This window comes from Microbacterium sp. 70-16 (genome assembly GCF_001898315.1).
GTDB lineage: Bacteria > Actinomycetota > Actinomycetes > Actinomycetales > Microbacteriaceae > Microbacterium.
This window is the reverse complement of record NZ_MKTQ01000017.1, coordinates 59,707-83,435: the sequence shown is the minus strand read 5'-3', so window position 1 is coordinate 83,435 and position 23,729 is coordinate 59,707. Positions and strand designations below refer to the sequence as shown.

At 69.3% G+C, this 23,729-nt stretch carries 25 protein-coding genes and 1 tRNA gene; 17 read left to right on the top strand and 9 right to left on the bottom strand.

What is annotated here, in order from left to right; genetic code table 11:
• The first annotated feature begins 186 nt into the window (after nt 1–186).
• The 14 genes from BGO46_RS09025 (at nt 187) to der (ending at nt 14,626) form a co-directional block, all read left to right on the top strand.
• Complete coding sequence (locus BGO46_RS09025) at nt 187–1,239, top strand: hypothetical protein (RefSeq protein WP_292678062.1); 1,053 nt, start codon at nt 187–189, stop codon at nt 1,237–1,239.
• Nucleotides 1,236–2,792 (top strand): hypothetical protein, encoded by a 1,557-nt coding sequence (locus BGO46_RS09020; RefSeq protein ID WP_292678064.1) that lies wholly within the window; start codon nt 1,236–1,238, stop codon nt 2,790–2,792. Before BGO46_RS09025 ends, BGO46_RS09020 begins: the two co-directional genes overlap by 4 nt.
• Complete coding sequence (locus BGO46_RS09015) at nt 2,789–3,466, top strand: ABC transporter ATP-binding protein (RefSeq protein WP_292678067.1); 678 nt, start codon at nt 2,789–2,791, stop codon at nt 3,464–3,466. The genes BGO46_RS09020 and BGO46_RS09015 overlap by 4 nt, the downstream gene beginning before the upstream one ends.
• Nucleotides 3,463–4,845 (top strand): ABC transporter permease, encoded by a 1,383-nt coding sequence (locus BGO46_RS09010; RefSeq protein WP_292678069.1) that lies wholly within the window; start codon nt 3,463–3,465, stop codon nt 4,843–4,845. The genes BGO46_RS09015 and BGO46_RS09010 overlap by 4 nt, the downstream gene beginning before the upstream one ends.
• A gap of 85 nt (nt 4,846–4,930) precedes the next feature.
• On the top strand, nt 4,931–5,527 hold the full coding sequence (locus BGO46_RS09005; protein WP_292678070.1) for a vitamin K epoxide reductase family protein: 597 nt from the start codon (nt 4,931–4,933) through the stop codon (nt 5,525–5,527).
• Between the two features lie 162 nt (nt 5,528–5,689).
• A complete protein-coding gene (locus BGO46_RS09000) occupies nt 5,690–6,907 on the top strand; it encodes an aminotransferase class V-fold PLP-dependent enzyme (protein ID WP_292678072.1) in 1,218 nt (405 codons plus the stop codon).
• A complete protein-coding gene (locus BGO46_RS08995; RefSeq protein WP_292678074.1) occupies nt 6,907–7,986 on the top strand; it encodes a hypothetical protein in 1,080 nt (359 codons plus the stop codon). The genes BGO46_RS09000 and BGO46_RS08995 overlap by 1 nt, the downstream gene beginning before the upstream one ends.
• Before the next feature lie 136 nt (nt 7,987–8,122).
• Entirely contained in the window at nt 8,123–9,010 is an 888-nt protein-coding gene (locus tag BGO46_RS08990; protein WP_292678076.1) for a ParA family protein, read from the top strand.
• A complete protein-coding gene (locus tag BGO46_RS08985) occupies nt 8,994–9,890 on the top strand; it encodes a ScpA family protein (RefSeq protein ID WP_366246812.1) in 897 nt (298 codons plus the stop codon). The genes BGO46_RS08990 and BGO46_RS08985 overlap by 17 nt, the downstream gene beginning before the upstream one ends.
• Nucleotides 9,880–10,452, top strand: coding sequence for an SMC-Scp complex subunit ScpB (gene scpB / locus BGO46_RS08980; RefSeq protein WP_292678079.1), 573 nt, complete (start codon nt 9,880–9,882; stop codon nt 10,450–10,452). Before BGO46_RS08985 ends, scpB begins: the two co-directional genes overlap by 11 nt.
• Before the next feature lie 65 nt (nt 10,453–10,517).
• Entirely contained in the window at nt 10,518–11,276 is a 759-nt protein-coding gene (locus BGO46_RS08975; RefSeq protein WP_366246811.1) for a pseudouridine synthase, read from the top strand.
• Nucleotides 11,273–12,394, top strand: a complete 1,122-nt coding sequence (locus BGO46_RS08970) for a prephenate dehydrogenase (RefSeq protein WP_292678083.1) — start codon at nt 11,273–11,275, stop codon at nt 12,392–12,394. The genes BGO46_RS08975 and BGO46_RS08970 overlap by 4 nt, the downstream gene beginning before the upstream one ends.
• Complete coding sequence (gene cmk / locus BGO46_RS08965; protein ID WP_292678085.1) at nt 12,391–13,077, top strand: (d)CMP kinase; 687 nt, start codon at nt 12,391–12,393, stop codon at nt 13,075–13,077. The genes BGO46_RS08970 and cmk overlap by 4 nt, the downstream gene beginning before the upstream one ends.
• A gap of 13 nt (nt 13,078–13,090) precedes the next feature.
• Nucleotides 13,091–14,626, top strand: coding sequence for a ribosome biogenesis GTPase Der (gene der / locus BGO46_RS08960; RefSeq protein ID WP_292678087.1), 1,536 nt, complete (start codon nt 13,091–13,093; stop codon nt 14,624–14,626).
• A 12-nt stretch (nt 14,627–14,638) separates the two neighbouring features.
• Here the strand turns inward: der and BGO46_RS08955 are convergent, their stop codons facing one another.
• Both BGO46_RS08955 and BGO46_RS08950 read right to left on the bottom strand, forming a co-directional pair.
• Nucleotides 14,639–15,373: an anaerobic ribonucleoside-triphosphate reductase activating protein gene (locus BGO46_RS08955; protein ID WP_292678089.1), complete on the bottom strand. Its 735-nt coding sequence runs from the start codon at nt 15,371–15,373 to the stop codon at nt 14,639–14,641.
• A complete protein-coding gene (locus BGO46_RS08950) occupies nt 15,343–17,196 on the bottom strand; it encodes a ribonucleoside triphosphate reductase (protein ID WP_292678109.1) in 1,854 nt (617 codons plus the stop codon). The genes BGO46_RS08955 and BGO46_RS08950 overlap by 31 nt, the downstream gene beginning before the upstream one ends.
• Before the next feature lie 172 nt (nt 17,197–17,368).
• On the opposite strand from BGO46_RS08950, the gene BGO46_RS08945 reads away from it, so the two are divergent.
• A complete protein-coding gene (locus BGO46_RS08945; RefSeq protein WP_292678091.1) occupies nt 17,369–18,265 on the top strand; it encodes an NUDIX domain-containing protein in 897 nt (298 codons plus the stop codon).
• Between the two features lie 57 nt (nt 18,266–18,322).
• On the top strand, nt 18,323–18,739 hold the full coding sequence (locus BGO46_RS08940) for a DUF2809 domain-containing protein (RefSeq protein ID WP_292678093.1): 417 nt from the start codon (nt 18,323–18,325) through the stop codon (nt 18,737–18,739).
• Nucleotides 18,740–18,919: 180 nt separating this feature from the next.
• Here BGO46_RS08940 and BGO46_RS08935 read toward each other — a convergent pair whose 3' ends face one another.
• The 3 genes from BGO46_RS08935 to BGO46_RS08925 all read right to left on the bottom strand — a co-directional run bounded on the left by BGO46_RS08935 (nt 18,920) and on the right by BGO46_RS08925 (nt 20,711).
• Nucleotides 18,920–19,300, bottom strand: coding sequence for a S4 domain-containing protein (locus BGO46_RS08935; protein ID WP_292678095.1), 381 nt, complete (start codon nt 19,298–19,300; stop codon nt 18,920–18,922).
• 21 nt (nt 19,301–19,321) lie between these two features.
• Nucleotides 19,322–20,035: a lysoplasmalogenase family protein gene (locus tag BGO46_RS08930; RefSeq protein WP_292678097.1), complete on the bottom strand. Its 714-nt coding sequence runs from the start codon at nt 20,033–20,035 to the stop codon at nt 19,322–19,324.
• Between the two features lie 94 nt (nt 20,036–20,129).
• Nucleotides 20,130–20,711, bottom strand: coding sequence for a GNAT family N-acetyltransferase (locus tag BGO46_RS08925; RefSeq protein WP_292678098.1), 582 nt, complete (start codon nt 20,709–20,711; stop codon nt 20,130–20,132).
• Between the two features lie 205 nt (nt 20,712–20,916).
• Here BGO46_RS08925 and BGO46_RS08920 point away from each other — a divergent pair.
• Nucleotides 20,917–20,990 (top strand) — tRNA-Pro (locus tag BGO46_RS08920).
• 196 nt (nt 20,991–21,186) lie between these two features.
• Here the strand turns inward: BGO46_RS08920 and BGO46_RS08915 are convergent.
• The 4 genes from BGO46_RS08915 to BGO46_RS08900 all read right to left on the bottom strand — a co-directional run bounded on the left by BGO46_RS08915 (nt 21,187) and on the right by BGO46_RS08900 (nt 23,661).
• On the bottom strand, nt 21,187–22,341 hold the full coding sequence (locus tag BGO46_RS08915; RefSeq protein ID WP_246081370.1) for a site-specific integrase: 1,155 nt from the start codon (nt 22,339–22,341) through the stop codon (nt 21,187–21,189).
• A gap of 61 nt (nt 22,342–22,402) precedes the next feature.
• Nucleotides 22,403–22,621 carry a helix-turn-helix domain-containing protein gene (locus tag BGO46_RS08910; RefSeq protein ID WP_036297574.1) on the bottom strand — a complete coding sequence of 73 codons (219 nt, stop codon included), beginning with the start codon at nt 22,619–22,621 and terminating at the stop codon, nt 22,403–22,405.
• Nucleotides 22,618–23,181 (bottom strand): hypothetical protein, encoded by a 564-nt coding sequence (locus BGO46_RS08905; RefSeq protein WP_036297572.1) that lies wholly within the window; start codon nt 23,179–23,181, stop codon nt 22,618–22,620. The genes BGO46_RS08910 and BGO46_RS08905 overlap by 4 nt, the downstream gene beginning before the upstream one ends.
• 15 nt (nt 23,182–23,196) lie before the next feature.
• Complete coding sequence (locus BGO46_RS08900) at nt 23,197–23,661, bottom strand: single-stranded DNA-binding protein (RefSeq protein ID WP_036297570.1); 465 nt, start codon at nt 23,659–23,661, stop codon at nt 23,197–23,199.
• Between the last annotated feature and the right edge of the window lie 68 nt (nt 23,662–23,729).

The following is a 23,729-nucleotide window of genomic DNA, read 5'->3' as shown; positions in this document are numbered from 1 at the left end:
CGTGTTCGACCGGATCAAAACGGGTGCGGCCGGAACTTTTCCATTTCCTGTGAAGATCATCCTTGCGGAGGATGCGACCGCTCCCACGCGTGCGCCAGGATGAGAGAAAGCGCTGAGCTTCGATCGCCGGGGGGACCGGTGGCGGCTCGCGTCCCGCGCCGCCGGCGCCCGACAGATCGAGAGACCATGCGCGTCATCCGCACCGCCCTTCTGCCCGCCGCCGCCCTCGTTACAGCCCTCGCCCTAGCCGGCTGCACCTCGGGCGGTGGCGACACGCTGAGCTATGAAGACTCGCCGCTGAACACCTACCTCGCCTCGGCGTGGGGAGGCGGGTCCGACATGTCGATCGAAGACCAGCAGGCGCAGATGGACCAGCAGAACCGCGAGATCGAAGAGCTCACCGCGGCGTGCATGAAGGAGGCCGGCTTCGAGTACGTGCCCAACCTGCAGAACGGCGGCACGATCGTCGGCGACGACGGCGTCTGGCAGCCCGACAAGCGCGAATGGGTCGCGCAGTACGGCTACGGCGTCTTCAACAACCCGTACAACGAGCAGCAGAACTCCGGCAGCAGCGAGGAGTACGTCGACCCGAACCAGGACTACGTGAGCTCGCTGTCCGAATCGGAGCAGACCGCCTTCTACGCGACTCTCTACGGCGAGGGCGCGACGGAGGAGCAGGCGAACGACCCCGACTTTGACTGGTCGACGCTCGACAATGGATGCCAGGGCGAGGCCAGCGACCAGGTCTACGGCTCGTCCTCACAGCAGGACATCTACACCGAGTACGAAGACCTGCTCAACCGCATCAGCGAGGTGTACACATCGGTGCAGTCCTCCGCCGAGCTGAAGGCGCTCGACAAGGAGTGGGCATCCTGCATGGCCGATGCCGGGTTCAGCGGGTACACGGCGCAGTCCGAGCCGACCCAGAAGATGTACGACGTGCAGAACGCGCTGTATGAAGACCAGAACAGCGCGTACGAGGACTTCGACTACGAGAACGCGACGGAAGCCGAGCTCGAGGCGTTCTACGCGGCCAACGACCCCACGACGACACCGGAGTGGAAGCAGCACGCCGAAGAGGAGATCGAGATCGCGCTCGCCGACTTCGACTGCCGCGAGAAGCTCGACTACACCAACCAGAGCCTGAGACTGCAGTTCGCCGCCGAAGAGAAGTTCATCGCCGACAACAAGGCGGAGCTGGAGGCGTTCCGGGCAGCGGCCGAGCAGGCCAACGGATGACCGGCGCGAACTCCGACGACCTGACAGAGCTGATCGACCCCGAGGCCACGCCGGCCGAGGGGGAGCAGGTCGACGCCGAGACGTCGCGCGTGCTGGGCTGGCGCCGCATCATCCGCGGCAATCGGGCGATCTGGATCGCGGCGCTCATCGCGATCGTGTGCCTCGTGGCGGGGCTGCTCGCCGGGCGCTTCCTGTTCGGCGCGCCCACGGCGGAAGTACCCGAAGCGGGTCTGGTCACCGTGCCCGTCGAGTACGGCGAGCTCAGCAACGACGTGACGATCCGCGCCGACGTCGGGTACGCGGACGCCGTGGATGTCTCGATCGACACATCGACGGTGTCGGGTGCGGCCGTCGTCACCGGAGCAGTGCCCGAAGTCGGTGCCGAGCTGGGTGCGCTGTCGGTGGCGCTCGAGATCACAGGGCGACCGGTCATCGTCCTGCCCGGCGAGCTGCCTGCCTACCGCACCCTGCGGATGGGCGTGTCGGGGCCCGACGTCGTGCAGCTCAAGCAGGCGCTGACCGCCGTCGGCCTGAACCCGGGCGACGGTGCGATCGACGTGTTCGATCAGGCGACGTCGGATGCCGTGGCACAGCTGTACGCGCAGGCGGGGTATCCCGCGCCGCCGGCCCCCGAAGGCGCCGATGAGGCGTACCGTGCGGCGGGCGACGGCGTGCGCGCCGCCGAAGAGGGTGTCGCCTCGGCGCGTCGCGCACTCGCGCAGGCGGGCGCCGGGCCCGGTGCCGTCGAAGTGCGCCAGGCCGACAACGCCGTCGCGGCGGCCCAGCGCGCCGTCGATGCGGCGCAGGCCGAGGGTGGCGACGTCGCCGCGGCCCGCGACGACCTCGCGCTCGCGCAGCTCATGCGCGAGCAGCTCAACGCACGGCCCGACACGAGCGGAGAGCGCCAGGGAGTGACGGCAGCCGAGCAGCAGCTGACGGCGGCGCGCGACGAACTCGAGCGCGCCCGTCAGGCGGTGCAGCCGTACCTCCCGTCGAGCGAGGTGCTGTACCTCACGGCCCTGCCGCGTCGCGTCGACACGATCGCGGTCGTGCGCGGTGGCATCGTGCCGGCGAAGGCGATGACCGTGTCGGGCGCGACCGTGCGTCTGACCGCCGGCGCCGCGGCATCCGATGCCGCCCTGCTGAGCGAAGGTGCCGAGGCGACGTTCGAGTTGCCCGACGGCACCGAGCACCGCGCCGTGATCACGTCGGTGACGGCCGGCGCGAGCGACAGCGCGCGGTGGGAGATCCTGCTCGAACCAGACCCGCTGACGACCGAGCAGATGCAGCAACTGCAGGGTGCGAACGTGCGGGTGAAGATCCCGGTCGGCGCGACCGAGGGCGCCGTGCTGTCGGTGCCTGTCGCGGCTCTCACGGCAGGCCCCGGCGGAGAGTCGCGGGTCGAGGTCGTCGAGGGCGATCCGCGCGACGGCGATCGGGCGCAGACCCGACTCGTGGTCGTCGAACCGGGCCTGGCCGCACGCGGTGCGGTGGAGATCACCGCTGTCGACGGGCGCATCGAGGAGGGCGACCTCGTGGTGGTCGGCCGGTGACGGCCCCGCTGGTCGAGTTGCGGGATGTCACGCGCTCGTTCCCCGGCCCGCCCGAAGTGCAGGCGCTGAAGGGCGTCAGCGTCTCGGTCGAACGCGGCGACTACGTGTCGATCACCGGGCCGAGCGGATCGGGCAAGTCGACGATGCTGAACATCCTGGGCCTGCTCGACCGCCCGAGCGTGGGGGAGTACCGGCTCGCGGGAGGTCTGACCGGTGACCTGTCCGACGACGATCGCGCCGCCGTGCGGGCGCGGTTCATCGGCTTCGTCTTCCAGGCGTTCCACCTGATGCCGCGGCGCACGGTGCTCGAGAACGTCCTCATGCCGATGTCGTACAGCGGCGTGCCGCGCGCCGAGCGCGTGCCGCGCGCCCGCCGTGCGCTCGAGCGCGTGGGACTCGGACATCGCGTCGACTTCCTGCCGCAGTCGCTGTCGGGCGGTGAGCGGCAGCGCGTCGCGGTCGCGCGCGCCGTCGTCAGCGGACCGCAGCTGCTGCTCGCTGACGAGCCGACGGGAAACCTCGACCAGAAGACGTCCGGCGAGGTGATGGGGCTGTTCGAAGAGCTCAACGCCGACGGCTTGACCCTCGTCGTGATCACCCACGACGAGCACGTGGCGCAGCGCGCCCGCCGGCGCATCCGGATCTCCGACGGCCGACTGAGCGAGCTCGCATGAAGCGGCTCGGGAATTGGCGGCGCGGGCGGCGCGGCAAGGGCGACGTGCGGGATGCCCTCGCCGAAGCCTTGCCGGATGCCGGTGACGATGCCACGGCTTCCGCACCTGCGGATGCCGGTCGCGGTGGCCGGTCGACCGCGCACGGACTCGTGCCGGAGGCGGCGCGCGCCGATCGCTTCCGTTTCCAAGACCTCGTCGCCGAGGCGACCGCCGACATCGGCTCGCGCCCGGGCCGGCTCATCATGACGACCCTCGGCACCGTGCTCGGCATCGGCTCGCTCATCGCGACGGTCGGGTTCGCGCAGACCGCCGCCGAGCAGATCTCCCGCCAGTTCGATGCCGCCGCGGCCATGCACATGACGGTGACACCGAGTGAGGCAGCTCGCGGTGATCGCACCGTTGCCACCGGGCGCTTGCCGTGGGATGCGCCCGAGCGCGTCGACCGGCTGGCGGGCGTCGAGGATGCCGTGCTGCTGGCATCCGTGCCGCTGGGCACCGAGAAGATCACGGCGGTCGCGGTCAACGATCCCGCGGCGGCCGAGCAGGCATCCCCTCTGCTTGTCGCCACGAGTGCCGACCTCGCGCCGACGCTCGGTGCTCGGATTGTGACGGGCCGGTACTTCGACAGCGGACACGACGCGCGCGGAGACCGTGTCGCCGTCCTCGGAGCGGACGCTGCCGGGCGTCTCGGCATCAACCGCGTCGACAGTCAGCCGTCGATCTTCGTCGCCGGCGTCGCATATGCCGTCATCGGCATCATCGACGAGTTCGACCGGCGCAGTGACCTGCTCGACGCGGTCATGATTCCGACGGGGGCGGCGCGCCTCGACTTCGGCCTCGCCGCGGCCGAAGAGTTGCAGGTGCGGATCGTCGTGGGCGCAGGCCCCCAGGTCGCGGAGCAGTCGGTGCTCGCGCTCGCGCCGGACGAGCCCGAGTCGCTCGAGGCCAAGGCTCCCGCGGCCCGTTCAGATCTCAGCCAACGCGTTCAGGGCGACGTGAACATCATCTTCCTCGTGCTCGGCGCGGTCGCGCTGCTCGGTGGTGGCCTCGGCATCGCGAACGTCACGCTGCTGTCGGTCATGGAGCGCACCGGCGAGATCGGACTGCGGCGCGCGCTCGGCGCGACCAGACGCCAGATCGCCGCCCAGTTCGTCGTCGAGTCGGTCGTCATCGGCCTGCTCGGCGGACTCATCGGAGCCGCCGCCGGGGTGCTCGCGATCCTCGCCGTCTCGGCGGTGCAGGGGTGGGTGCCCGTGATCGACCCGTGGCTGCCGCTCGCCGGTGCCGTGCTCGGGGCACTCGTCGGCTGGGCATCCGGCTGGTATCCCGCGCGACGCGCGGCACGGGTCGAACCCGTCACGGCGCTGCGCGGCAGCTGAACAGGCTGCCGCGCCGACCGTCGGTGGCAGGATTTTCACGGCGCAGATCTCGCCGCGCACGGGCATCCGCGGTGAGGATAGCGGCATGGAAACGACCGAGTTGCCCCGTCCGTCGCGTGCGATGGCGATCTGGTGGATCGTCGCGGGCGTGGCCGGGTGGATCGTCTCGTTCCTGCTCTATGAGGAGTACATCGGCCAGCTCACCGGAGCGCAGCCGCTGATCTCGTGCAGCATCAGCCCGATCGTCACGTGCGGGCCGAACCTGCTCTCGCCCGGCGGCAATCTGCTCGGGTTCAGCAACTCGATCATCGGGATCGTGCTGTTCCTCGGTCCGATCTACGCGGGCGTCGCCGCGCTCGCCGCCAGCCACGGGCTCGCACCCTGGTTCTGGCGCGTGTACGCGCTGTTCGTGCTCGGCGCGTTCGCGTTCGTGCACTTCCTGGCCTATCGCAGCGTCTTCGAGTACGGATCGCTGTGCCCGTGGTGCATGGTGATCTGGCTCGTGACGATCCCGCTGTTCTTCACCATCGCCGGGTGGACGCTACGCGAAGGCATCTGGGGCAGCGGCGTGCGTCGCCTGGGCGCAGGCATCCTTTCGTGGCTGCCACTCATCGTGATCGCCGACTATCTGCTGATCGCCGTGACCGCGCAGCTGCGCCTCGACGTGCTCGGGAGTCTCTGAGCGCGGAGATTCATCTGTCCCGCGGTGTCGCATGTGTGGCCGCGAGGCCGCGTTTTGGGACGGATGAGGGGATGCCCCGGCGGCCACGCCGCGCGGCCACCCACCGGTTATGCACGGCGGGCGGCCCCCTCCGCCGCGCGCGGCGGGAATCATGCTGGGGGGATGGGACTGTTCCGGACGACCCGACCCGCGCCCGCGCCGGCGTCGGCTGAACCCGCCGGCGGCGGCGACTTCCCGTACCTCGCGGCATCTGACATCTACCTCGACGCGGCGTGCCAGTCGCTGCGTCCGCAGCCGGTGCTGGATGCCATGACCGCGTACTTCACCGAATACGGGGCCTGCGGCGAACGCGGCAAGTATGCGTGGGGTCGCCGCGTCGACGAGGACGTCGACGCGGTTCGCGCAGCGACGATCGCCGCGTTCGGGCTGCCCGCCCGCCGCTACACGTGTGCGTTCACCCTGAACACCACGATGGGGCTGGGGCTGCTGCTGCAGCAGCTGCCGGCGAGCCGCTACGCGCGCGTCGTCACGACCCACCACGAGCACAACTCGGTGTTCCTCTCGACGATGACCGCCGCGCGGCGGCTGGGTGTTCCGCGCGAACTCATCGACCGCGCCCCCGACGGCACGGTCGACCTCGGCGGCGCCGACCTGACCGACGCCCTCGTCGTCGTGTCCGCGATGGACAACGTCACCGGCACGCTCACGCAGAACTTGGCTGCGCTCGTCGCCGACGTGCAGCGACGCGGTGGCGCCGTGATCATCGACGCGGCGCAGGCCGCACCGCATGCGCTGGGCGCGTTGCACGGCATCGCCGCGGATGCCCTCTGCTTCTCGGCGCACAAGATGTACGGTCCTTCGCTGGGTGTCGTCGTCGCGGCGAACACTCTGCTCGAGCGTCTCGAGCTCAGCTTCATCGGCGGCGGCCAGGTCGCGGACGTCACCGCCGACGGCTTCACGCTCTCGAGCGACCTGCACACGCGCCTCGAGCCGGGGCTGCAGGCGTGGGCCGAGATCATCGGGTTCGGCGCCGCGTTGCGCTGGTTCTTGCCGCAGCGAGCCGCGGTCGAGCAGCGCGAAGCGCGACTGGCGCAGCGCCTGTTCGACGCGCTCGCCGAGATGCCGCACCTGCGGGTGCTGAACGCCGCGGCATCCGCCACGATCTCCGCGATCCCCGAACGCGTCGACGCGCACCGGCTCGCGGTGTTCCTCTCGAAAGCGGGGATCATGGTGCGCAGCGGGCACTTCTGCGCGCACCACTGGCTGCACGAGCAAGAGCAACTGCCCGCGCTCGTGCGCTTCAGTCTCGGCGCGCACACCACCGACGCCGACCTCGAGCGTGCGATCGAGGTCACCTCCGGCCTCATGCGGGGGCTGTGATGGTCTGCATCGTCGCGTTCTTCGTCGTCCTCGTGCTCTCGGCCGTGTCGGCCAAGTACCGCAAGCTGCTCGGTCGGGCGTGGGGGTGTTTCGCGCGCCGCGTCACGTTCCGCGCGTGCGACACGAGCTTCCGCGACGACGTCAAGAGCTCGATGCTCGCGCCCCTCGCGGTGCGCGCGCCGCGGCTCGTGCGGCCGGCGAGCATCGCGATCGAGATCGTCGCCTGGATCATGGTGCTCTCGCTCATCGTGAGCCTGTACCTGCTCGGCCGCAGCGGACTGAACCTCTTCGTCTACGGCACGTGTGACAAGCAGGATGCCCAGGCGTGCACCCTCGCTGCCCAGTCGTGCTCGATCGGGGGCGAAGACCCCGGATTCTGGGCGTCGATCGGCACCGGCGACGTCGTCGGGGCGTTCGGCCGCGAGTTCGCCTCGCTGGGCGACACGATCTCGACGATCCCGAGTCGGCTGCGCGAGTGGGATGCCGCCGACTACGCGGCACCAGGCGCCACCTATCTCGGCGGGTACGTCGAGGGTCGGCCCGTCGCGCTCGAGGTGCTCGACCCGGGCTGCCGGTTCTGCGCCGAGCTGTTCCGCAACATGCAGGCATCTGGATTCCACGAGACCCACAATGTGACCTACTTGGTATATCCGATCCGCTCCGATTTCGGCTACAAGTTCGCGAACTCGCCGCTCGTGGCGTCGTACCTCACGGCCGTGCGGGCGTGGGAAGCAGCCAACGGGGGATCGGCGGGTGAGACGGGCGACTGGTACATCCTCGAGCAGTTGTTCACGACGGATGCCGCAGACGGGCAGACGACGCAGGAGTGGATGAACGCGGCATCCGCCGGCGATGCCGAAGCCCGGCTGCAGGAGTGGCTCGCCGATGCCGGCTACACGCCGGACGAGGTCGCCGAGATCGTCGCGTTGACGACCTCCGACGAGGTCGCCGCGACGCTGGAGGCCACGCGGACGGTCGTCGAAGACGAGATCCGCACGGTCGCGATCCCGTCGCTGATCGGCGGCGGCCGCCTGCACTCGGGGCTCGTCGACGTCGATGCCTTGCGCGGCATGGACTGACCGGGGCCCATCGCGCACCAGCCCGGCGCCGGTCCCGCACCAGTCCTCCACACACCGGGCCGGCCACGGCATCACCGGCCGCGGCTGTGCGAGAATCACAGGGCGGAAGTCCTGGGAAGGACAGCAGAAAGCGGGAATGTCGGTGGCGGAGAAGACGCGGGGGACGAAGAAGGCCTCGGAGGAGATCGTGCTGGGGCCGACCGGTCGCCCCTATCACGGGTTCCCGACCCCGCCCGCGCTCGACGCGCATGGCCCGGCGCGCATCATCTCGCTGTGCAACCAGAAGGGTGGCGTCGGCAAGACGACGACCACTATCAATCTCGCCGCATCGCTCGCGCAGTACGGCCGCAAGGTGCTGGCCGTCGACTTCGACCCGCAGGGCGCCCTGTCGGCGGGGCTGGGCATCGCGACGCACGACGTGCCCACGATCTACGACCTGCTGCTGGACACCAAGCGTGACCCGCACGAGGTCATCGTGCACACGTCGGTCGACGGGCTCGACATCCTGCCCGCGAACATCGACCTATCCGCAGCCGAGGTCCACCTCGTCAACGAGGTGGCGCGTGAGACGATCCTCGCCCGCGTGCTGCGCAAGGTCGCCGGCGAGTACGACGTCATCCTGATCGACTGCCAGCCCTCGCTCGGTCTGCTGACGGTCAACGCGCTCACGGCGAGCCACGGCGTGCTGATCCCGCTGGAGTGCGAGTTCTTCGCGCTGCGCGGCGTCGCCCTGCTCATCGAGACGATCGACAAGGTGCGCGACCGGCTCAACCCGTCAATCACTCTCGACGGCGTGCTCGCCACGATGTACGACCCGCGCACGCTGCACTCGCGCGAAGTGCTCGAGCGGGTCGTCGAGGCGTTCGGCGACGACGTGCTCGAGACCGTCATCGGACGCACGGTCAAGTTCCCGGATGCCTCGGTGTCGGGCGTTCCGATCACGACGTTCGCGCCCGAGCACGCGGCCGCCCAGGCCTACCTGCGTCTGGCCCGGGAGCTGGTCGCGCGTGGCGCCGTCGCCTGACGACTCCTCGACAAGCTCGGGGCCCAGCGAACCCCCGGGCGCCGGCGAGTCCCCGGTCGCCCCGCGAGCGCAGCGAGACGAGACGTCCCAACCCACCGACGTCCCCTTCCGCGTATCTCTGTCGAACTTCGACGGCCCGTTCGATCTGCTGCTGAGCCTGCTCGGCAAGCACGAGCTCGACATCACCGAGATCTCGCTGAGCAGGGTCACCGACGAGTTCATCTCGTACCTGAAGGGGCTCTCTGACGACGAAGAGCTCGAGCAGGCATCCGAGTTCCTCGTCGTCGCGGCGACGCTGCTCGACATGAAGGTCGCGGGCCTGCTGCCGCAGGGTGAGCTGGTGGATGCCGAGTCGGTCGCCCTACTCGAAGCGCGTGACCTGCTGTTCGCGCGGCTGCTGCAGTACCGCGCGTTCAAAGAGGTCTCGGCGTGGTTCGAGCGCTCGTTGCGCCGTGAAGACGGGCGGCACGTGCGGGCCGTCCGTCTCGACGAGAAGTACCGTCGCGCCGTTCCCGAGCTCATCTGGACGCTCTCGAAGGACGACTTCGCCGCGATCGCGCTGATGGCGTTCACGCCGAAAGAGGTCCCGCACGTCGGGCTCGACCACCTGCACGCGCCGCTCGTGTCGATCCGCGAGCAGGCTGCCGTCGTGGTCACGCTGCTGCGCGACGCGGGCACGCTGAACTTCCGTGCGCTCGTGGCGGGGGTGACGCAGCCGGGCATCGTCGTGGCGCGGTTCATCGCCGTCCTCGAGCTGTACCGGCACGCGGCCCTCTCGTTCGAGCAGCTTGAGCCGCTCGGCGAGCTGACGCTGCGCTGGACCGCCGAGCGGTGGTCTGAAGAGAACCTCGCCACTTTGGGAGCCGACTATGACCGATGACCCCACCGTCGCCATCGCGCGCCGACTCGAGGCGATCCTGCTCGTCGTCGACGAGCCGCAGAGCCTCGTCGCGCTCGCCGCGGCGCTCGGATCGCCCGTGCCCGCCGTGCGTCAGGCCATCGAGGGCCTGGTCGCCGACTACGACGGCGAGACCGGCGGACCGCGCCGCGGCTTCGAACTGCGCGAGGTCGGCGGCGGGTGGCGCCTGTACGTGCGCGAAGACCACGATGAGCTCGTCTCTGAGTTCGTCAACGCGCAGGCCCCGACCCGGCTGTCGCAGGCGGCGCTCGAGACCCTCGCCGTCATCGCGTACAAGCAGCCGGTGACGCGCAGTCAGGTCGCGGCGATCCGCGCCGTCAACGTCGACTCGGTCGTGCGCACCCTGCTCGGGCGCGGCCTGGTCACCGAACTGTTCACCGACCCCGAGACGGGGGCGATCAACTACGGCACGACCGACGCGCTGCTCGCGAACCTCGGCATCAACTCGCTCGACGAGCTGCCGCACATCTCGCCGCTGCTCGACGACGGCGCCGACGGCTTCGACAGCGAGGTGCTCCGATGACCCTTCGACAAGCTCAGGGACCAGACGAGGGGTCGCACCAGGGACCAGGGTCGGACGCCGAAGGGGTGCGGCTGCAGAAGGTGCTCGCGAACGCGGGCGTCGCCTCGCGGCGTGTCTGCGAGCAGTACATCGTCGAGGGGCGCATCCGCGTCAACGGCAAGGTGGTCACCGAGCTGGGCACGCGCATCGACCCGGCATCCGATCTCGTCGACGTCGACGGCACGGCGATCCAGTTGGATGCCACGAAGCGCTACATCATGCTGAACAAGCCGACCGGCGTCGTCTCGTCGATGAAGGACGAGCACGGCCGCCCCGATCTGCGCCGCTTCACGAAGGACTGGGACGAGCGCCTCTACAACGTCGGACGGCTGGATGCCGAGACCAGTGGACTGCTCGTGCTGACCAACGACGGCGAGCTCGCGCACGTGCTCGCGCACCCCTCGTTCGGCGTCACGAAGGTGTACATCGCGAAGGTGTCCGGCCGTGTGAGTGCGCAGACGATCGCGAAGCTCACGAAGGGCATCGATCTCGACGACGGTCCCATCGCCGCCGACAAGGCGCGCGTGCTCGACGCCGGCGCCGACACGAGCCTGGTCGAGCTCACGCTGCACTCGGGCCGCAACCGCATCGTCCGACGGATGCTGGCCGCGGTCGGGCATCCCGTGCTCGAGCTCGTCCGGCGGCAGTTCGGGCCCCTGCACCTGGGCACGCTCCCAGCGGGTCGGGCGCGCGAGTTGACTACAGTGGAACGCGGCGCACTGCTGACTGTGGCGCGCCAGGCGGCGCCCGTGCCGCCCGGGGACTCTGTAGGCGGAGAACTGTGACCGACTCGATCGCGGCTGGCGCCGGCGTGCGCGCCGCGCGCACATCGGGGACCGTCCGCATCGTCGGAGCGGGTCTGCTCGGTGCCAGCATCGGCCACGCCCTGCGCGGCTTCGGTGTCGACGTCGCCCTGGCGGATGCCTCGCCCGCACAGCTGCGCCTCGCGATCGACTACGGCGCCGGCCGCGCCGCTGCCGACACAGACGACCCCGTGCTGATCGTCGTCGCCGTGCCGCCGGACGTCATCGCCGACGTCGTCGAGCGCGAACTCGCCGCCTACCCGCGCGCCGTCGTCACCGACGTCGCGAGCATCAAGCTCGAGCCGCTGCACGCGCTGCGTGCCCGCGGAGCCGACCTGACGCACTACATCGGGTCGCACCCGATGGCGGGCCGCGAGCGCGGGGGAGCGATCTCGGCCCGCGCCGACATCTTCGTGGGGCGCCCGTGGGTCGTCTGCCGTGACGAGGAGACGCCGGCATCCGACCTCGCCCTCGTCGAGGGCCTCGCCCTCGACCTCGGGGCGACCCCGATCGAGATGACCCCCGAAGAGCACGATCGTGCCGTCGCGCTCGTCTCACACGTGCCGCAGCTCGTGGCATCGCTGCTCGCGGGCCGCTTCGTCGACGCGCCCGGTGACTCGCTGCGTCTGGCAGGCCAGGGTGTGCGCGACACGACCCGCATCGCGGCATCGGCCCCCGAACTGTGGGTGCAGATCCTCGGCGCGAACTCCGAGCCCGTCGTCGACGTGCTCGACGCTCTCGCCGGCGACCTGCGCGACGTGGCCGACGCGCTGCGTGCGCCCGACAGTCCCGGCGCGCGCCGCGCCGTCGCCGAGACCATCCGCCGCGGCAACGACGGCGTCGAGCGCCTGCCCGGCAAGCACGGCCAGAACCGTCGCTTCGAGACGATCGTCGTCATGGTCGACGACACCCCGGGCCAGTTGGGACGCCTGTTCGGCGAGCTCGGCGAGCTCGAGGTCAACGTCGAAGACCTGCGCCTCGAGCACTCGCCCGGCGCCCAGTTCGGCCTCGCCGAGATCAGCGTCTCGCCGAGCGTCGTCCATCACGCCGAAGAGGGCCTCGTCGCCCGCGGCTGGAAGATTGCGAGCATCCCCTCATGAGTTCGTCCGCGTCTCCCGAGACCGTCACCGTCGCGATCGACGGCCCCGCCGGGTCGGGCAAGTCGAGCGTGTCGAAAGAAGCCGCGCGCCGCCTCGGCTACGGCTACCTCGACACCGGCGCCGCATACCGCGCGCTCGCCTGGTACGTGCTCGACCGCGGTGCCGACACCGCGCACGAGCAGAGTGTGCTGGATGCCGCGGCGGAGTTCCCCTACGCGATCTCGCTCGACCCCGACGACTACTGGGTGCGGGTCGGCGACACGGTCGTCACCGACGCGATCCGCGAGCCGCGCGTGAGCTCGGCGGTCAGCGGCGTCGCGCGCGTGCCGGCCGTCCGCGAGCGCGTGAACGAGCTGTTCCGGGCACTCGTCGAGGCATCCGGTCGCCCGGGCGTCATCGTCGAGGGCCGCGACATCACGACCGTCGTCGCCCCGGATGCGCCCGTGCGCATCCTCCTGACGGCCGCGCCCGAGGTGCGTGCGGGCCGTCGCAGCGCCGAGCTTTCCGGCCAGGATGCCGCGGCGGTCGCCGACGCGTTGCACCGGCGCGATGCCGCCGACAGTCAGGTCGTCGACTTCCTCACCGCCGCCGACGGCGTGACGGTCGTCGACTCGACCGATCTCGATTTCCCACAGACCGTGGCGGCCGTCCTCGACGTGATCGCCACGAAGATCCACGACTGACAGGAGAGCGCAGATGGCTGATTCGTTCCGCGCCGATGACGAGTTCGAGGCTGGCCCCGACCAGCTCGAAGAGAAGATGGCGACCCTCGACGAGGAACTCGCCGAGCAGCGCGCCGCCGCGCTGCGCGCGTCGCTGGCCGACTACGACCTCGACGACGACGACACCGACCTGCTCGCCGGATTCACAGCCGGCGGCGAGATCGTCGAGGTGCTGCCCGCGCTGCCGGTCGTCGCGATCGTCGGTCGCCCCAACGTCGGCAAGTCAGCGCTCGTCAACCGCATCCTCGGCCGCCGCGAGGCCGTCGTCGAGGACACCCCCGGTGTGACGCGCGACCGCGTCACGTACAAGGCCGAGTGGATGGACCGCCGGTTCTCGCTCGTCGACACGGGCGGCTGGGAGCCGGATGCCCGCGGCATCGACCGCTCGGTCGCCGCGCAGGCCGAGGTCGCGATCGAGCTGTGCGACGTCGTGCTGTTCGTCGTGGATGCCATGGTCGGCGCCACCGCGACCGACGAGGCCGTCGTGCGGCTGCTGCGCCAGACCCGCAAGCCGGTCTTCCTCGTCGCGAACAAGATCGACGACGCCCGTCAGGAGCCCGAGGCCGCGGCGCTGTGGAACCTCGGTCTCGGTGAGCCGCACCCCGTCTCGGCGATCCACGGTCGCGGTGTCGCCGACCTGCTCGATGAGGTCATGAAGGTGCTGCCCGACGTGTCGGCCGTCGCGAAGGCAGAGCTCGGCGGCCCGCGCCGCGTCGCGATCCTCGGGCGGCCCAACGTCGGCAAGTCCTCGCTGCTGAACAAGGCGGCGGGCGAAGAGCGCGTCGTCGTCAACGACCTCGCGGGCACGACCCGTGACCCCGTCGACGAGATCGTCGAGCTGGGCGGGCGCCTGTGGCGGTTCGTCGACACCGCCGGCATCCGTCGCCGCGTGCATCTGCAGCAGGGTGCCGACTTCTACGCGTCGCTGCGCACGTCGGCGGCGCTCGAGAAGGCCGAAGTCGCCGTCGTCGTGCTGGATGTGTCGCAGTCGATCAGCGTGCAGGACCTCAACATCATCGACCTGGTGCTCGAGTCGGGGCGTGCGCTCGTGCTGGCGTTCAACAAGTGGGACCGTCTGAACGACGACGACATGGAGAACGCCGACCGGCGCCGCTACCTCGAGCGCGAGATCGAGCAGGACCTCGCGCACGTCACGTGGGCGCCGCGCGTCAACATCTCGGCGCGCACCGGTCGGCACCTCGACAAGCTCGTGCCGGCGCTCGAGACCGCGCTCGAATCGTGGGATCAGCGCATCCCGACGGGCAAGTTCAACGCCTTCCTGTCCGAGCTCGTCGCCGAGCATCCGCACCCGCTGCGGGGCGGCAAGCAGCCGCGCATCCTGTTCGGCACGCAGGCGTCGACGCGCCCGCCGACCTTCGTGCTGTTCACGACCGGGTTCCTCGACCCGGGCTACCGCCGGTTCATCCAGCGGCGCCTGCGCGAGATCTTCGGCTTCGAGGGCACGCCGATCATCACCAACATGCGCGTCCGCGAGCGCCGCCAGCGCTGAGGCCGGCCCGCCTCACCGCACGACGAGCGACGCGAACCGGTCGGTCGGCAGCCGGTCGAGCCGCAGGCGCGCGGGGTCACCCGCCTCGACGCGCGGCAGCGGGCTGCGCGCGCCGGTGTCGCGGAACCGCTGCACGGCCCAGCAGTCCACACCCGCGTCGGCGAGGCGGCAGCCCAGGTCGTGCAGGCCCTCGTCGTCGATCGCGGCGGGGTGGACGGTCGTGCGCACCTCCAGGTCGAGTGGGCGGTCGGTCGCCGCGCGCAGCACCTGGTTGCCCAGCACGAGCTCGAGCGACCGCCACGCGTTCTCGCCGCTGTGCGGCCGACCGGCGACGAAGCCGTAGTCCTGCGGCAGGGCCTTGATGTCGAGGCCGACCCAGTCGACGTGCGGCAGCGCCTGCGCGAGCAGGCCCGGGTAGGCGCCCGCCGTGTGCAGCCCGACTTTGAACCCGAGCCTGTGCACGAGGTCCATCGCGGGGACGAGCGCGCGCTGCAGCGTCGGCTCGCCCCCCGAGAACACGACGCCGTCCAGCAGTCCCAGCCGGTCGCACAGCAGGTCCATCACCTCGGCCCACGTCGTCGCGCCTTCCGCGCGCGGGTCGATCAGGGCGGGGTTGTGGCAGTAGAAGCAGTTCCACGGGCACCCCTGCAGGAACACCGTGGCCGTCATCATGTCGGGCCAGTCCACCGTCGAGAACGCGGTGACACCGGCGATGTTCAGCTCACAGGCTGCGGCTGCGCGGACCATGACTCCTCCTGCAGGATCGGTGCGGGCGCCACGAAGTACGTCCGCTCCTCAGCTTCGCCCTTCTTGCCGATGTTGAAGCTCGCGATCGGCCGGAAGTAACCCATCACGCGCGTCCACACCTCGCACTCGGCGCCGCAGTCGGGGCACTGCTCGTGGTGTCCGGTGACATACCCGTGCTGCGGGCAGATCGAGAACGTCGGCGTGACCGTGATGTACGGCAGGCGGAACTGCTGCAGCGACCGGCGCACCAGCTCGCGGCACGCGCGCGCCGACGGCAGCGCCTCGCCGAGGTACAGGTGCAGGACGGTGCCGCCGGTGTACTTGGCCTGCAGTGGCTCTTGCATCTGCATGGCGAGGAACGGGTCGGCCGTGTACCCGACGGGCAGCTGCGACGAGTTCGTGTAGTACGGGTTGCGGTCGGTGCCGGCGTGCAGGATGCCTTCGAAGCGCGCGATGTCCTCCTTCGCGAACCGGTACGTCGTGCCCTCGGCCGGGGTCGCCTCGAGGTTGTACATGTGGCCGGTCTCCTGCTGGAAGGCCACGATGCGTGCGCGCACATGGTCGAGCAGGCGCACCGCGAGGCCCGCGCCCTGCTCGCTCGTGATGTCGGTGGCATCCCGCGTGAAGTTGCGGATGTACTCGTTGAGGCCGTTGACGCCGATCGTCGAGAAGTGGTTCTCGAGCGTGCCGAGGTAGCGCTTCGTGTAGGGGAACAGCCCCGCCTCGAGGTGGTGGCCGATGATGCGGCGCTTGGCTTCGAGGCTGTCACGGGCGATGTCGAGCAGTTCGTCGAGGCGCGTGATCACGGCATCCTCATCGCCGGAGTGCAGGAATCCGAGCCGGGCGCAGTTGATCGTGACGACGCCGATCGATCCGGTCTGCTCGGCCGAGCCGAACAGGCCGTTGCCGCGCTTGAGCAGCTCGGTCAGGTCGAGCTGCAGGCGGCAGCACATCGACCGGATCATGTGCGGGTCGAGGTCGGAGTTCACGAAGTTCTGGAAGTACGGCAGCCCGTACTTCGCGGTCATCGCGAACAGGGCTTCGGCGCCCGGGGAGTCCCAGTCGAAGTCCTTCGTGATGTTGTATGTCGGGATCGGGAACGTGAAGGCGCGTCCGTCGGCGTCGCCCGAGGCCATCACCTCGATGAAGGCGCGGTTGATCAGGGCCATCTCTTCGGTGAGATCACCGTAGGTGAAGGGCTGCACGACGTAACCGACGAGCGGGTGCTGGGATGCCAGGTCGTCGGGGCATTCCCAGTCGAAGGTGAGGTTCGTGAAGGGGGTCTGCGTGCCCCAGCGGGAGGGGACGTTGAGGTTGAAGACGAACTCCTGCAGCGCCTGCACGATCTGCTCGTAGTTGAGCCCGTCGAGGCGCACGTAGGGCGCAAGGTAGGTGTCGAACGAGCTGAACGCCTGCGCGCCGGCCCACTCGTTCTGCAGGGTGCCGAGGAAGTTCACGAGCTGTCCGAGCGCGCTGGAGAAGTGCTTCGGGGGCGTCGACGAGATCTTTCCGGGGACGCCGTTGAAGCCCTGCTCGAGCACCATGCGCAGCGACCAGCCGGCGCAGTATCCGGCGAACACGTCGAGGTCGTGGATGTGCAGGTCGCCCTCGCGGTGGGCCGTGCCGGCGGCAGGGGAGTAGACCTCGTCGAGCCAATAGTTGGCGATCAGTTTGCCGGCGGCGTTGAGGATCATGCCGCCCAGGGAGTAGCCCTGGTTGGCGTTTGCGTTGACGCGCCAGTCGGCGCGGGCGAGGTACTCGTCGATGGTCTCGGCGACGGCGACGGAGCGGGACATGGGGTTCCTTTCGCGGGATGGTCTGATGTTGCGAGGCCGCAATGACCACAAGATGTGGTGTCTGTAGCCATGTTGGCTACTAGATGTGGCGTTGTGTGTGTCGTGTGCGCGTGTCGATTTGATCTGGCCGGAATCGGGCTCGTCGCCGCGTGTGACGCTCTCGGGCAGCATCAGTGCCGCGGTGTGACAGTCTGGGTGGGTGACCATCGTTCCCCCGGACCCCGGCGAGCCGCGTCGTCCGCACGGGCCGCGCGACCCCGGCGACGCATGGGTCGTCACCGGCGACGGGACGAGGTACTGGGGGCGTTTCGGCGCCGCCGGGCTGCTCGCTGTCGACCCTCTGCGTGGCGTGCTGCTGCAGCATCGCGTCGCGTGGAGCCACTTCGGTGACACGTGGGGCTTGCCCGGCGGAGCCCGGCACCAGGACGAGTCAGCCTGCGACGCGGCCCTGCGTGAGTCGGCGGAAGAGGCGGGCGTGCCGCGGTCGGCGGTGGCGCCGCGGCTGATCAGCGTGTTCGACGCGCAGGTGTGGACCTACTCGACCCTCGTCGCCGACGTCACGGCGCCGTTCGAGGCGGTCATCAGCGATCCTGAGAGCCGCGAGCTGGCCTGGGTTCCAGTGGATGCCGTGGACACGTACCCGCTGCATCCGGGTTTCGGTGCCGCCTGGCCCAAGCTGCGCGCGCTGCTGCCGGAGCGGCCGGCGATCGTCGTCGACGCGGCGAACGTCGTCGGGGCGGTCCCCGACGGGTGGTGGAAGGATCGTGCCGGCGCGGCCGGTCGCCTACTGGATGCCTTGACGGAGCTGGCGGCGCGGGGGATGGATGCCGGAGTGCTCGACCTGCCCGAGCACACGTGGTTCCCTGAGGTCCACGTCGTGCTCGAGGGTGAGGCGCGCGCTGCCGCGGATATCGCGGGACTGTCGGTCGTGCGCGCGGCGGGCGAGGGCGACGACACGATCGCCGCTCTCGCTTCGGAGCTGACCTCGGCGGGTCGGGTCGTGACCGTCGTGACGAGCGACCGCGGCCTGTCCGATCGCACGCTCGCCGCCGGCGTCGCGGTGCGCCCCGTGTCCTGGCTGCGCGCCCTCCTGTGACGTGGACGCCATACCCCGTCGCGCATCTTTTCCCCGGTCGATGAGCGAGCGAACGCAGTGAGCGAGACGAAACGTCGTAACCCCGTCGGCATCCGCCGCCGGGTCGCGCTCGCGGCTGTCGTGCTGATCGTCGCCGCCGGCCTCGCGGTGCACTTCGCGTTGCCCGACACCGATGTGACCGACATCGCCGGCGACGCGCTCTATGTCGCCGCGGTGTACGCGTTCGTCGTCGTGCTCGCGCCGCGATGGCCGCCGGCAATCGTCGGTGCCCTCGTGCTGGCGTGGACCGTGGGCATCGAGCTGTTCCAGCTGACCGGTCTGCCCGCAGCGTGGGGTTCGCACTTCACCCCGTTCATGCTGGTGCTGGGCACCGTCTTCGATGCGCGCGATCTGCTGGTGTACGCGGTGGCCGCCGTCCTCGTGACCGCCGTCGACCTCGTCGTCGCCGCACGACTGCGCGCCCGCGCGCGCTGAGCGCGACCGCGAAGCGGTGAAGCCCCGTCGTGCCACCCGGCACTCGCGTCGCTCCGCAATAACTCAGGAGATTCGCGCGTTGGCCGCGCCCCGCTCCGCGTGATTCCGCGGCCCGCGCCACGCGGCAGGGGCGATACTCCTGAGTTATTGCGGCGAGCCCGGCCGCACCCGCGCCGGGTTTCACTCCTCGTCGGTGCCGAACACGTCGTCGCGCCCTCGTAGCCGGTCGATCTCGCGGCGCTCGCGCTTGGTGGGCCGCCCCGCTCCGCGGTCGCGGACGGCGATCATCGCTACAGGCTCGCGCACGGGTGTGCGGTCGTCGAAGGCTTCGGCGGCGACGGGCGCGCCGACGCGTTTGGTGAGCAGCTTTTTCACCACGAGGATCCGGTCGAACCCCGCGATGCGCACGCGGACCTCGTCGCCGACGCGTACCGGCTGTGCGGCCTTCGCGCGCTCGCCGCCGATGCGCACATGGCCCGCGCGGCAGGCCGTCGTCGCGGCCGAGCGTGTCTTGTAGACGCGGATTGCCCACAGCAACGAGTCGATGCGCACGGATTCCATGGCCTCCATCATCTCGCGGTCCTACGCGATGGCGGCTCCCGCGCGGAGGCGACGGACGATGCCGTACGCAAGCAGGCACTGGCCGATCGTGTAGGTGAGCATCACCCACGGGCCGCCGAGCGGGCCGGTGACGTCGTCGGGCAAGAACAGTCGTAGCGCGAGGATCGTGTCGGATGCCAGGAAGAACGCGCCGCCGACGGCGGTGATCGCGCCGCCGCGCGCCGCGAGCACGGCCGTGCCGCCCAGCACGAGCCCGTAGAACGCGACGGCGAGCTGCAGGCTGCCCAGGTGCGGCCACAGGACGGCGATCATCGCTGTCCACCAGAGGGCGTACACGGAGGCCCACGGCGGGACCGGCCGGCGCATGCGCAGCGCGAAGAGTGCCATGTACGCGATGTGGGCGGCGCCGAAGCAGAGCAGCATCGTCGGCAGTGTCGGTGCGAACGGGAAGAACGTCGCAGCGCCGTCGCCGAGCCAGGATGCCGCGATCGCAGCCACCAACAGTCCCATGCCGGGGCGCCGAGGTAAGTCGCGCGCCGCCCAGATCGCGGCGAAGGCGAGCACCGGCATCAGCAGGAGTTTCGTCGGGCCGGCGACGGTCTCGGTGCCCGCCGTCAGCGCGGCGACGTGGATCACGCTGGCGAGCGCGAACAGCGCGAACCCCCACCATCGGGTGCGGGCGGGTGTGAGGGCGCGCGCGGGCGCAGGTGTGGTCGGTGACGCGTCAGCGGTCACGGTGCTCCTTCGAACCGTCGCGGAGATCGGGTTCCCCGGTGTTCTCGCACCATCGTAGGACCGCTCCCACGCGATGGCCAGCCACCCGCTTTCGTCAGCGGTGCACAGTGAGCTCGACGATGGGGCGGTTCGGCTTCGGCCGGGCGACTTCGACGAAGCCGGCGTCGACGAAGGTCGACAGCGCGCCGTGGAACAGGGCGTTCGACGACGTCTTCGCGATGGCGGTGTCGAGGGGGTAGGCCTCGACGATGCGGGCGCCGTGCGCGCGAGCGTGCTCGACCGCGGCGTGGAGGAGCCGCCGGCCGAGACCCTGTCCGCGATGTTGGCGTCGCACGACGAAGCAGGTCACCGCCCATACCGACGGGTCGTCGAATGGCTCGGGAGAGTGCTGGAAGTTGCGCGTGCGAGCCAGGCGCGGTTGGTCGCGGCGTGGCGACACCTTCACCCAGCCGGTCGGCTCGCCGTCGACGTACGCGACCAGCGCCGACGCGGGGCTGGTCGCGAGATCGGCGCGGAGCAGTTCGCGGCGCTCGTCGCGTGTCGAGGCATCCCAGTCTTTCGCGGGCAGCATCCACCACTGACACCAGCACGATCCGCCGTCGCCGCCGCCCGTGAGCGCGTGCTCGACGTCGCCGAAGCGCTCGGCGGATGCCGGCTCGATCGTGATCTCGACCATGTCGGTGACGCTACGCCCAGCCTCCGACACCGGCAAGGCGCGCGCGTTCGCGACCGGCCGCGCGACCGGGTAGGATGGGGGAGTTGTCCGCTCAGCGGGCAGAGAACTGAACAACGGGATGTGGCGCAGCTTGGTAGCGCACTTGACTGGGGGTTAAGTGGTTTACCACTCTTCGGTCGCCCCGAACAACTGAAAAACAATGCCACGGGCTGTGGCGCAGCTTGGTAGCGCACTTGACTGGGGGTCAAGGGGTCGCAGGTTCAAATCCTGTCAGCCCGACAGAAAATCCCTGATGAGAAGCAATTTTCATCAGGGATTTGTTGTTTCTGAACGTCGTTTTCTCTGGTCCCCCTCTGGTCCCCCCGGACAGGTTGGCGTGGTCGACCCGTGGATGACAGAATCCGTCGCGATGCCCTGTCTGTGGATAAGGGGACCAAAAGGGGACCAGAACGGTGAATACCGGCGACGGAGCGGGTCACAGCCCGCGTCCCGTGCCCTGCCGCGGTCGTCGCGATGGGTTCCGAGGAGTGTCTCTGCTGAGGAAGGCGTTGGCTTGTTCTGCGGCGGAGGCGAGGTGGCGGTCATCGGGGTGGAGGTAGCCGCGAGTGGTCTCGATTGAGGCGTGTCCGAGGATCTCTTGGAGGACATGGAGGGGGACTCCGGCGTCGGCGAGCCAGGTGGCGCCGGTGTGTCGGAGACCGTGTCGTGTGAGATTGGGCAGGCCGAGGTCAGCAACAACCTGGTCCCAGCTGGTGGCGTCGCGAACGGTGGCTGTCGTAAGGAAACCGCCACGCGGACCGACGAGGAGTGGTGCGTCTGATTGCTTGAACGCGCAGAGTCGTTTCAGGACTGGCCGGAGTGGGTCGAGAATCGGCACGCGACGCTCTTTGCGGCTTTTGGTTGGCTTGGTGATGAGGCCGCCCCTGCCGGGAAAGACCTGTCGTCTGATGATGACGAGGTTCTTTGTGAAGTCCACGTCTCCGACTTGAAGCCCGGAGACTTCGGAAGAACGAGCTGCCAGTAGAGCGGCGAGCATCACGAAGTCTGAATAGGACTGATGGACAGTGCCGCAGGCGGAGGCGAGCTGGTTCAGTTTCTGCAGATCAGGGATCGCGTGCGCGCGCGGGGCAGCATCTTCGGCGGGTTGGATTCGGAAGGCGTTTCTGTGGAGACTCCGCTTCGCCCGGTGTTTGGCGGGATTGATTGTGATCAGGCCGTCGCGAACGGCTTCGTCGAGTACCCGCACGAGTGGGGCGATGGTGTTCTTAATCGTCGATGCGCCGTACTGCTTCTCCCAGTCGTCGATCGTGCGGTCGATCATTCCCGCGGTGATCTGAGTGACGGGCAGATGGCCAAGCGCCGGGAGCACTCGGAGCCGAAGACCGTACCGGTAGTTGTCTCCGGTGGAGGTCATATCGAGGCCGCGTGCCCATCGATCCTCGATCGAGGTAAAGAACTCCAGGAGCGTCATCGAGACGTCCATTCCCTTGACCGAAGAGTTCCGGAGCGTTTCGAAGAATGCGCGTGCGGTTGCCTCGTCTTTTACGATTTCGGTACGGATCACGCGTTGCTTGGTGAGCGGATCGGTCCAGCGTGCCCGCGCTCGAATTCCGTAGGAGCGTCGTTCCATGTCGGTGGAGATCCTCACCCCGATCGGTGGCACCGGTCGGGGTGAGGACTCTGGCATCGGCTCAACTGGGCGCGCCATGGTGCGGCTCCAAGTTCTGTAGCCATTGGTCGATGGCTTCGAGCCGGTATCGGGCGATACCGCCGAGCTTGATGAATGGTGGCCCGGTCTCCGCGGAGCGCCATCGAGACAATGTCGATTCGGAGACCTTCAGGTACGAGGCGACCTCTCGGCTATCCAGCAATGGTGAGACGGGCGCAGTCGCCTCGACCGCGTTGCTCATGACTCCTCCAGCGGAGGATCGCCGAGCGAACGGTAGAACTCGTCCTCAGCCGTTTGACGATGCTGAACATCATCAACGACGAATTCGACAAAGTCGGCTTCCCGGTCGGTGATCATTGACTCTTCAGAGGGAGTAGGCGGCTCCTCCCCGGGCCAGGTGGCTTGCCGTGTGGGGCGATCACGATCGAGTCGGGTCCCGGAAGTAGCTACCCAGTCCCGGAGGCGGAGGCGAGCATCCGCAAAATCGCGATGCCACCCCAGTGGTGCGGATCCGTTTTGGTTGGGGTCGTAGGCGCACAGCCAGTGCAGGTGCAGCGCTGACAGCTCCCACACGAGTTCGGGGTGACGATGCCAGTAGGGCGGGATCACTGCGGCGGGGAGTCCGTAAGTGCGGCGGAGCCAGTAGACCCAGCGATTCAGCTCCAGCCACTCAACCTCCGCGTCGTTCGCGGTGAGGAGATTCCAGTTGATCGGATGCGGTGGTTCAGCGACCAGCGATTCGTCGTCGTCATCCTCGTCGCGCCCTTCGTGTGCTTCAGCGGTGGGAACGAAGTCACTCATGATGACCGCTCCTGCTCAGATGCTGACCGCAGGAGCGGCATCTGACTGCGCTCGTGCTCGGGCGGGGGCTTCAAAAGGGGACGCATCACGACCGGTCGCCTCGCGCATGTTGCTGTCGCGATGGGGTCCGCGATCGACCTCGTATTGGGTGCGTGCGACGTCGTGACCGAAGCGGGAGACAATGAACTCCTCGGCCGCGACGCTCTGGCCGTCCTTCTCGTAGCTGTACTCGCGCACGCGTCCAGTGGCGATGAACTTGTCGCCCTTGTGGAATCGCGCGACTCCTTCTTCGGCTGCGCGCCGGAAGGCGCTCATGTCGTGGAAGGACGGGTCGAGCTGCGTGAAACTTCCGTCTGGGGTCTGCTGAGAATGCTCTATGCCGATCCGCGCGTAGAACCGCGCGGTGCCGTCCTCGGTGTAGGTCAGACGGGGCTCGGTCGCGATGAATCCTGTGATGGCTTGCTGGGTGTCGATGGACATGACGACTCCTTGATTTGTTGGGGCGGCCATCGGATGTGATGGCCGCTGCAACAGACAGGTGCGCGCTG

What these genes read in the sequence shown, in the direction of transcription:
- BGO46_RS09005 (WP_292678070.1), top strand. Translation starts at nt 4,931, where the DNA reads ATGGAAACGACCGAGTTGCCCCGTCCGTCGCGTGCGATGGCGATCTGG.
- scpB (WP_292678079.1), top strand. Translation starts at nt 9,880, where the DNA reads ATGACCGATGACCCCACCGTCGCCATCGCGCGCCGACTCGAGGCGATC.
- BGO46_RS09025 (WP_292678062.1), top strand. Translation starts at nt 187, where the DNA reads ATGCGCGTCATCCGCACCGCCCTTCTGCCCGCCGCCGCCCTCGTTACA.
- BGO46_RS08955 (WP_292678089.1), bottom strand. Translation starts at nt 15,373, where the DNA reads ATGGTCCGCGCAGCCGCAGCCTGTGAGCTGAACATCGCCGGTGTCACC.
- BGO46_RS08990 (WP_292678076.1), top strand. Translation starts at nt 8,123, where the DNA reads ATGTCGGTGGCGGAGAAGACGCGGGGGACGAAGAAGGCCTCGGAGGAG.
- cmk (WP_292678085.1), top strand. Translation starts at nt 12,391, where the DNA reads ATGAGTTCGTCCGCGTCTCCCGAGACCGTCACCGTCGCGATCGACGGC.
- BGO46_RS08995 (WP_292678074.1), top strand. Translation starts at nt 6,907, where the DNA reads ATGGTCTGCATCGTCGCGTTCTTCGTCGTCCTCGTGCTCTCGGCCGTG.
- BGO46_RS09010 (WP_292678069.1), top strand. Translation starts at nt 3,463, where the DNA reads ATGAAGCGGCTCGGGAATTGGCGGCGCGGGCGGCGCGGCAAGGGCGAC.
- BGO46_RS08935 (WP_292678095.1), bottom strand. Translation starts at nt 19,300, where the DNA reads ATGGAATCCGTGCGCATCGACTCGTTGCTGTGGGCAATCCGCGTCTAC.
- BGO46_RS09000 (WP_292678072.1), top strand. Translation starts at nt 5,690, where the DNA reads ATGGGACTGTTCCGGACGACCCGACCCGCGCCCGCGCCGGCGTCGGCT.
- BGO46_RS09020 (WP_292678064.1), top strand. Translation starts at nt 1,236, where the DNA reads ATGACCGGCGCGAACTCCGACGACCTGACAGAGCTGATCGACCCCGAG.
- BGO46_RS08915 (WP_246081370.1), bottom strand. Translation starts at nt 22,341, where the DNA reads ATGGAACGACGCTCCTACGGAATTCGAGCGCGGGCACGCTGGACCGAT.
- BGO46_RS08910 (WP_036297574.1), bottom strand. Translation starts at nt 22,621, where the DNA reads ATGAGCAACGCGGTCGAGGCGACTGCGCCCGTCTCACCATTGCTGGAT.
- BGO46_RS08900 (WP_036297570.1), bottom strand. Translation starts at nt 23,661, where the DNA reads ATGTCCATCGACACCCAGCAAGCCATCACAGGATTCATCGCGACCGAG.
- BGO46_RS08905 (WP_036297572.1), bottom strand. Translation starts at nt 23,181, where the DNA reads ATGAGTGACTTCGTTCCCACCGCTGAAGCACACGAAGGGCGCGACGAG.
- BGO46_RS08925 (WP_292678098.1), bottom strand. Translation starts at nt 20,711, where the DNA reads ATGGTCGAGATCACGATCGAGCCGGCATCCGCCGAGCGCTTCGGCGAC.
- der (WP_292678087.1), top strand. Translation starts at nt 13,091, where the DNA reads ATGGCTGATTCGTTCCGCGCCGATGACGAGTTCGAGGCTGGCCCCGAC.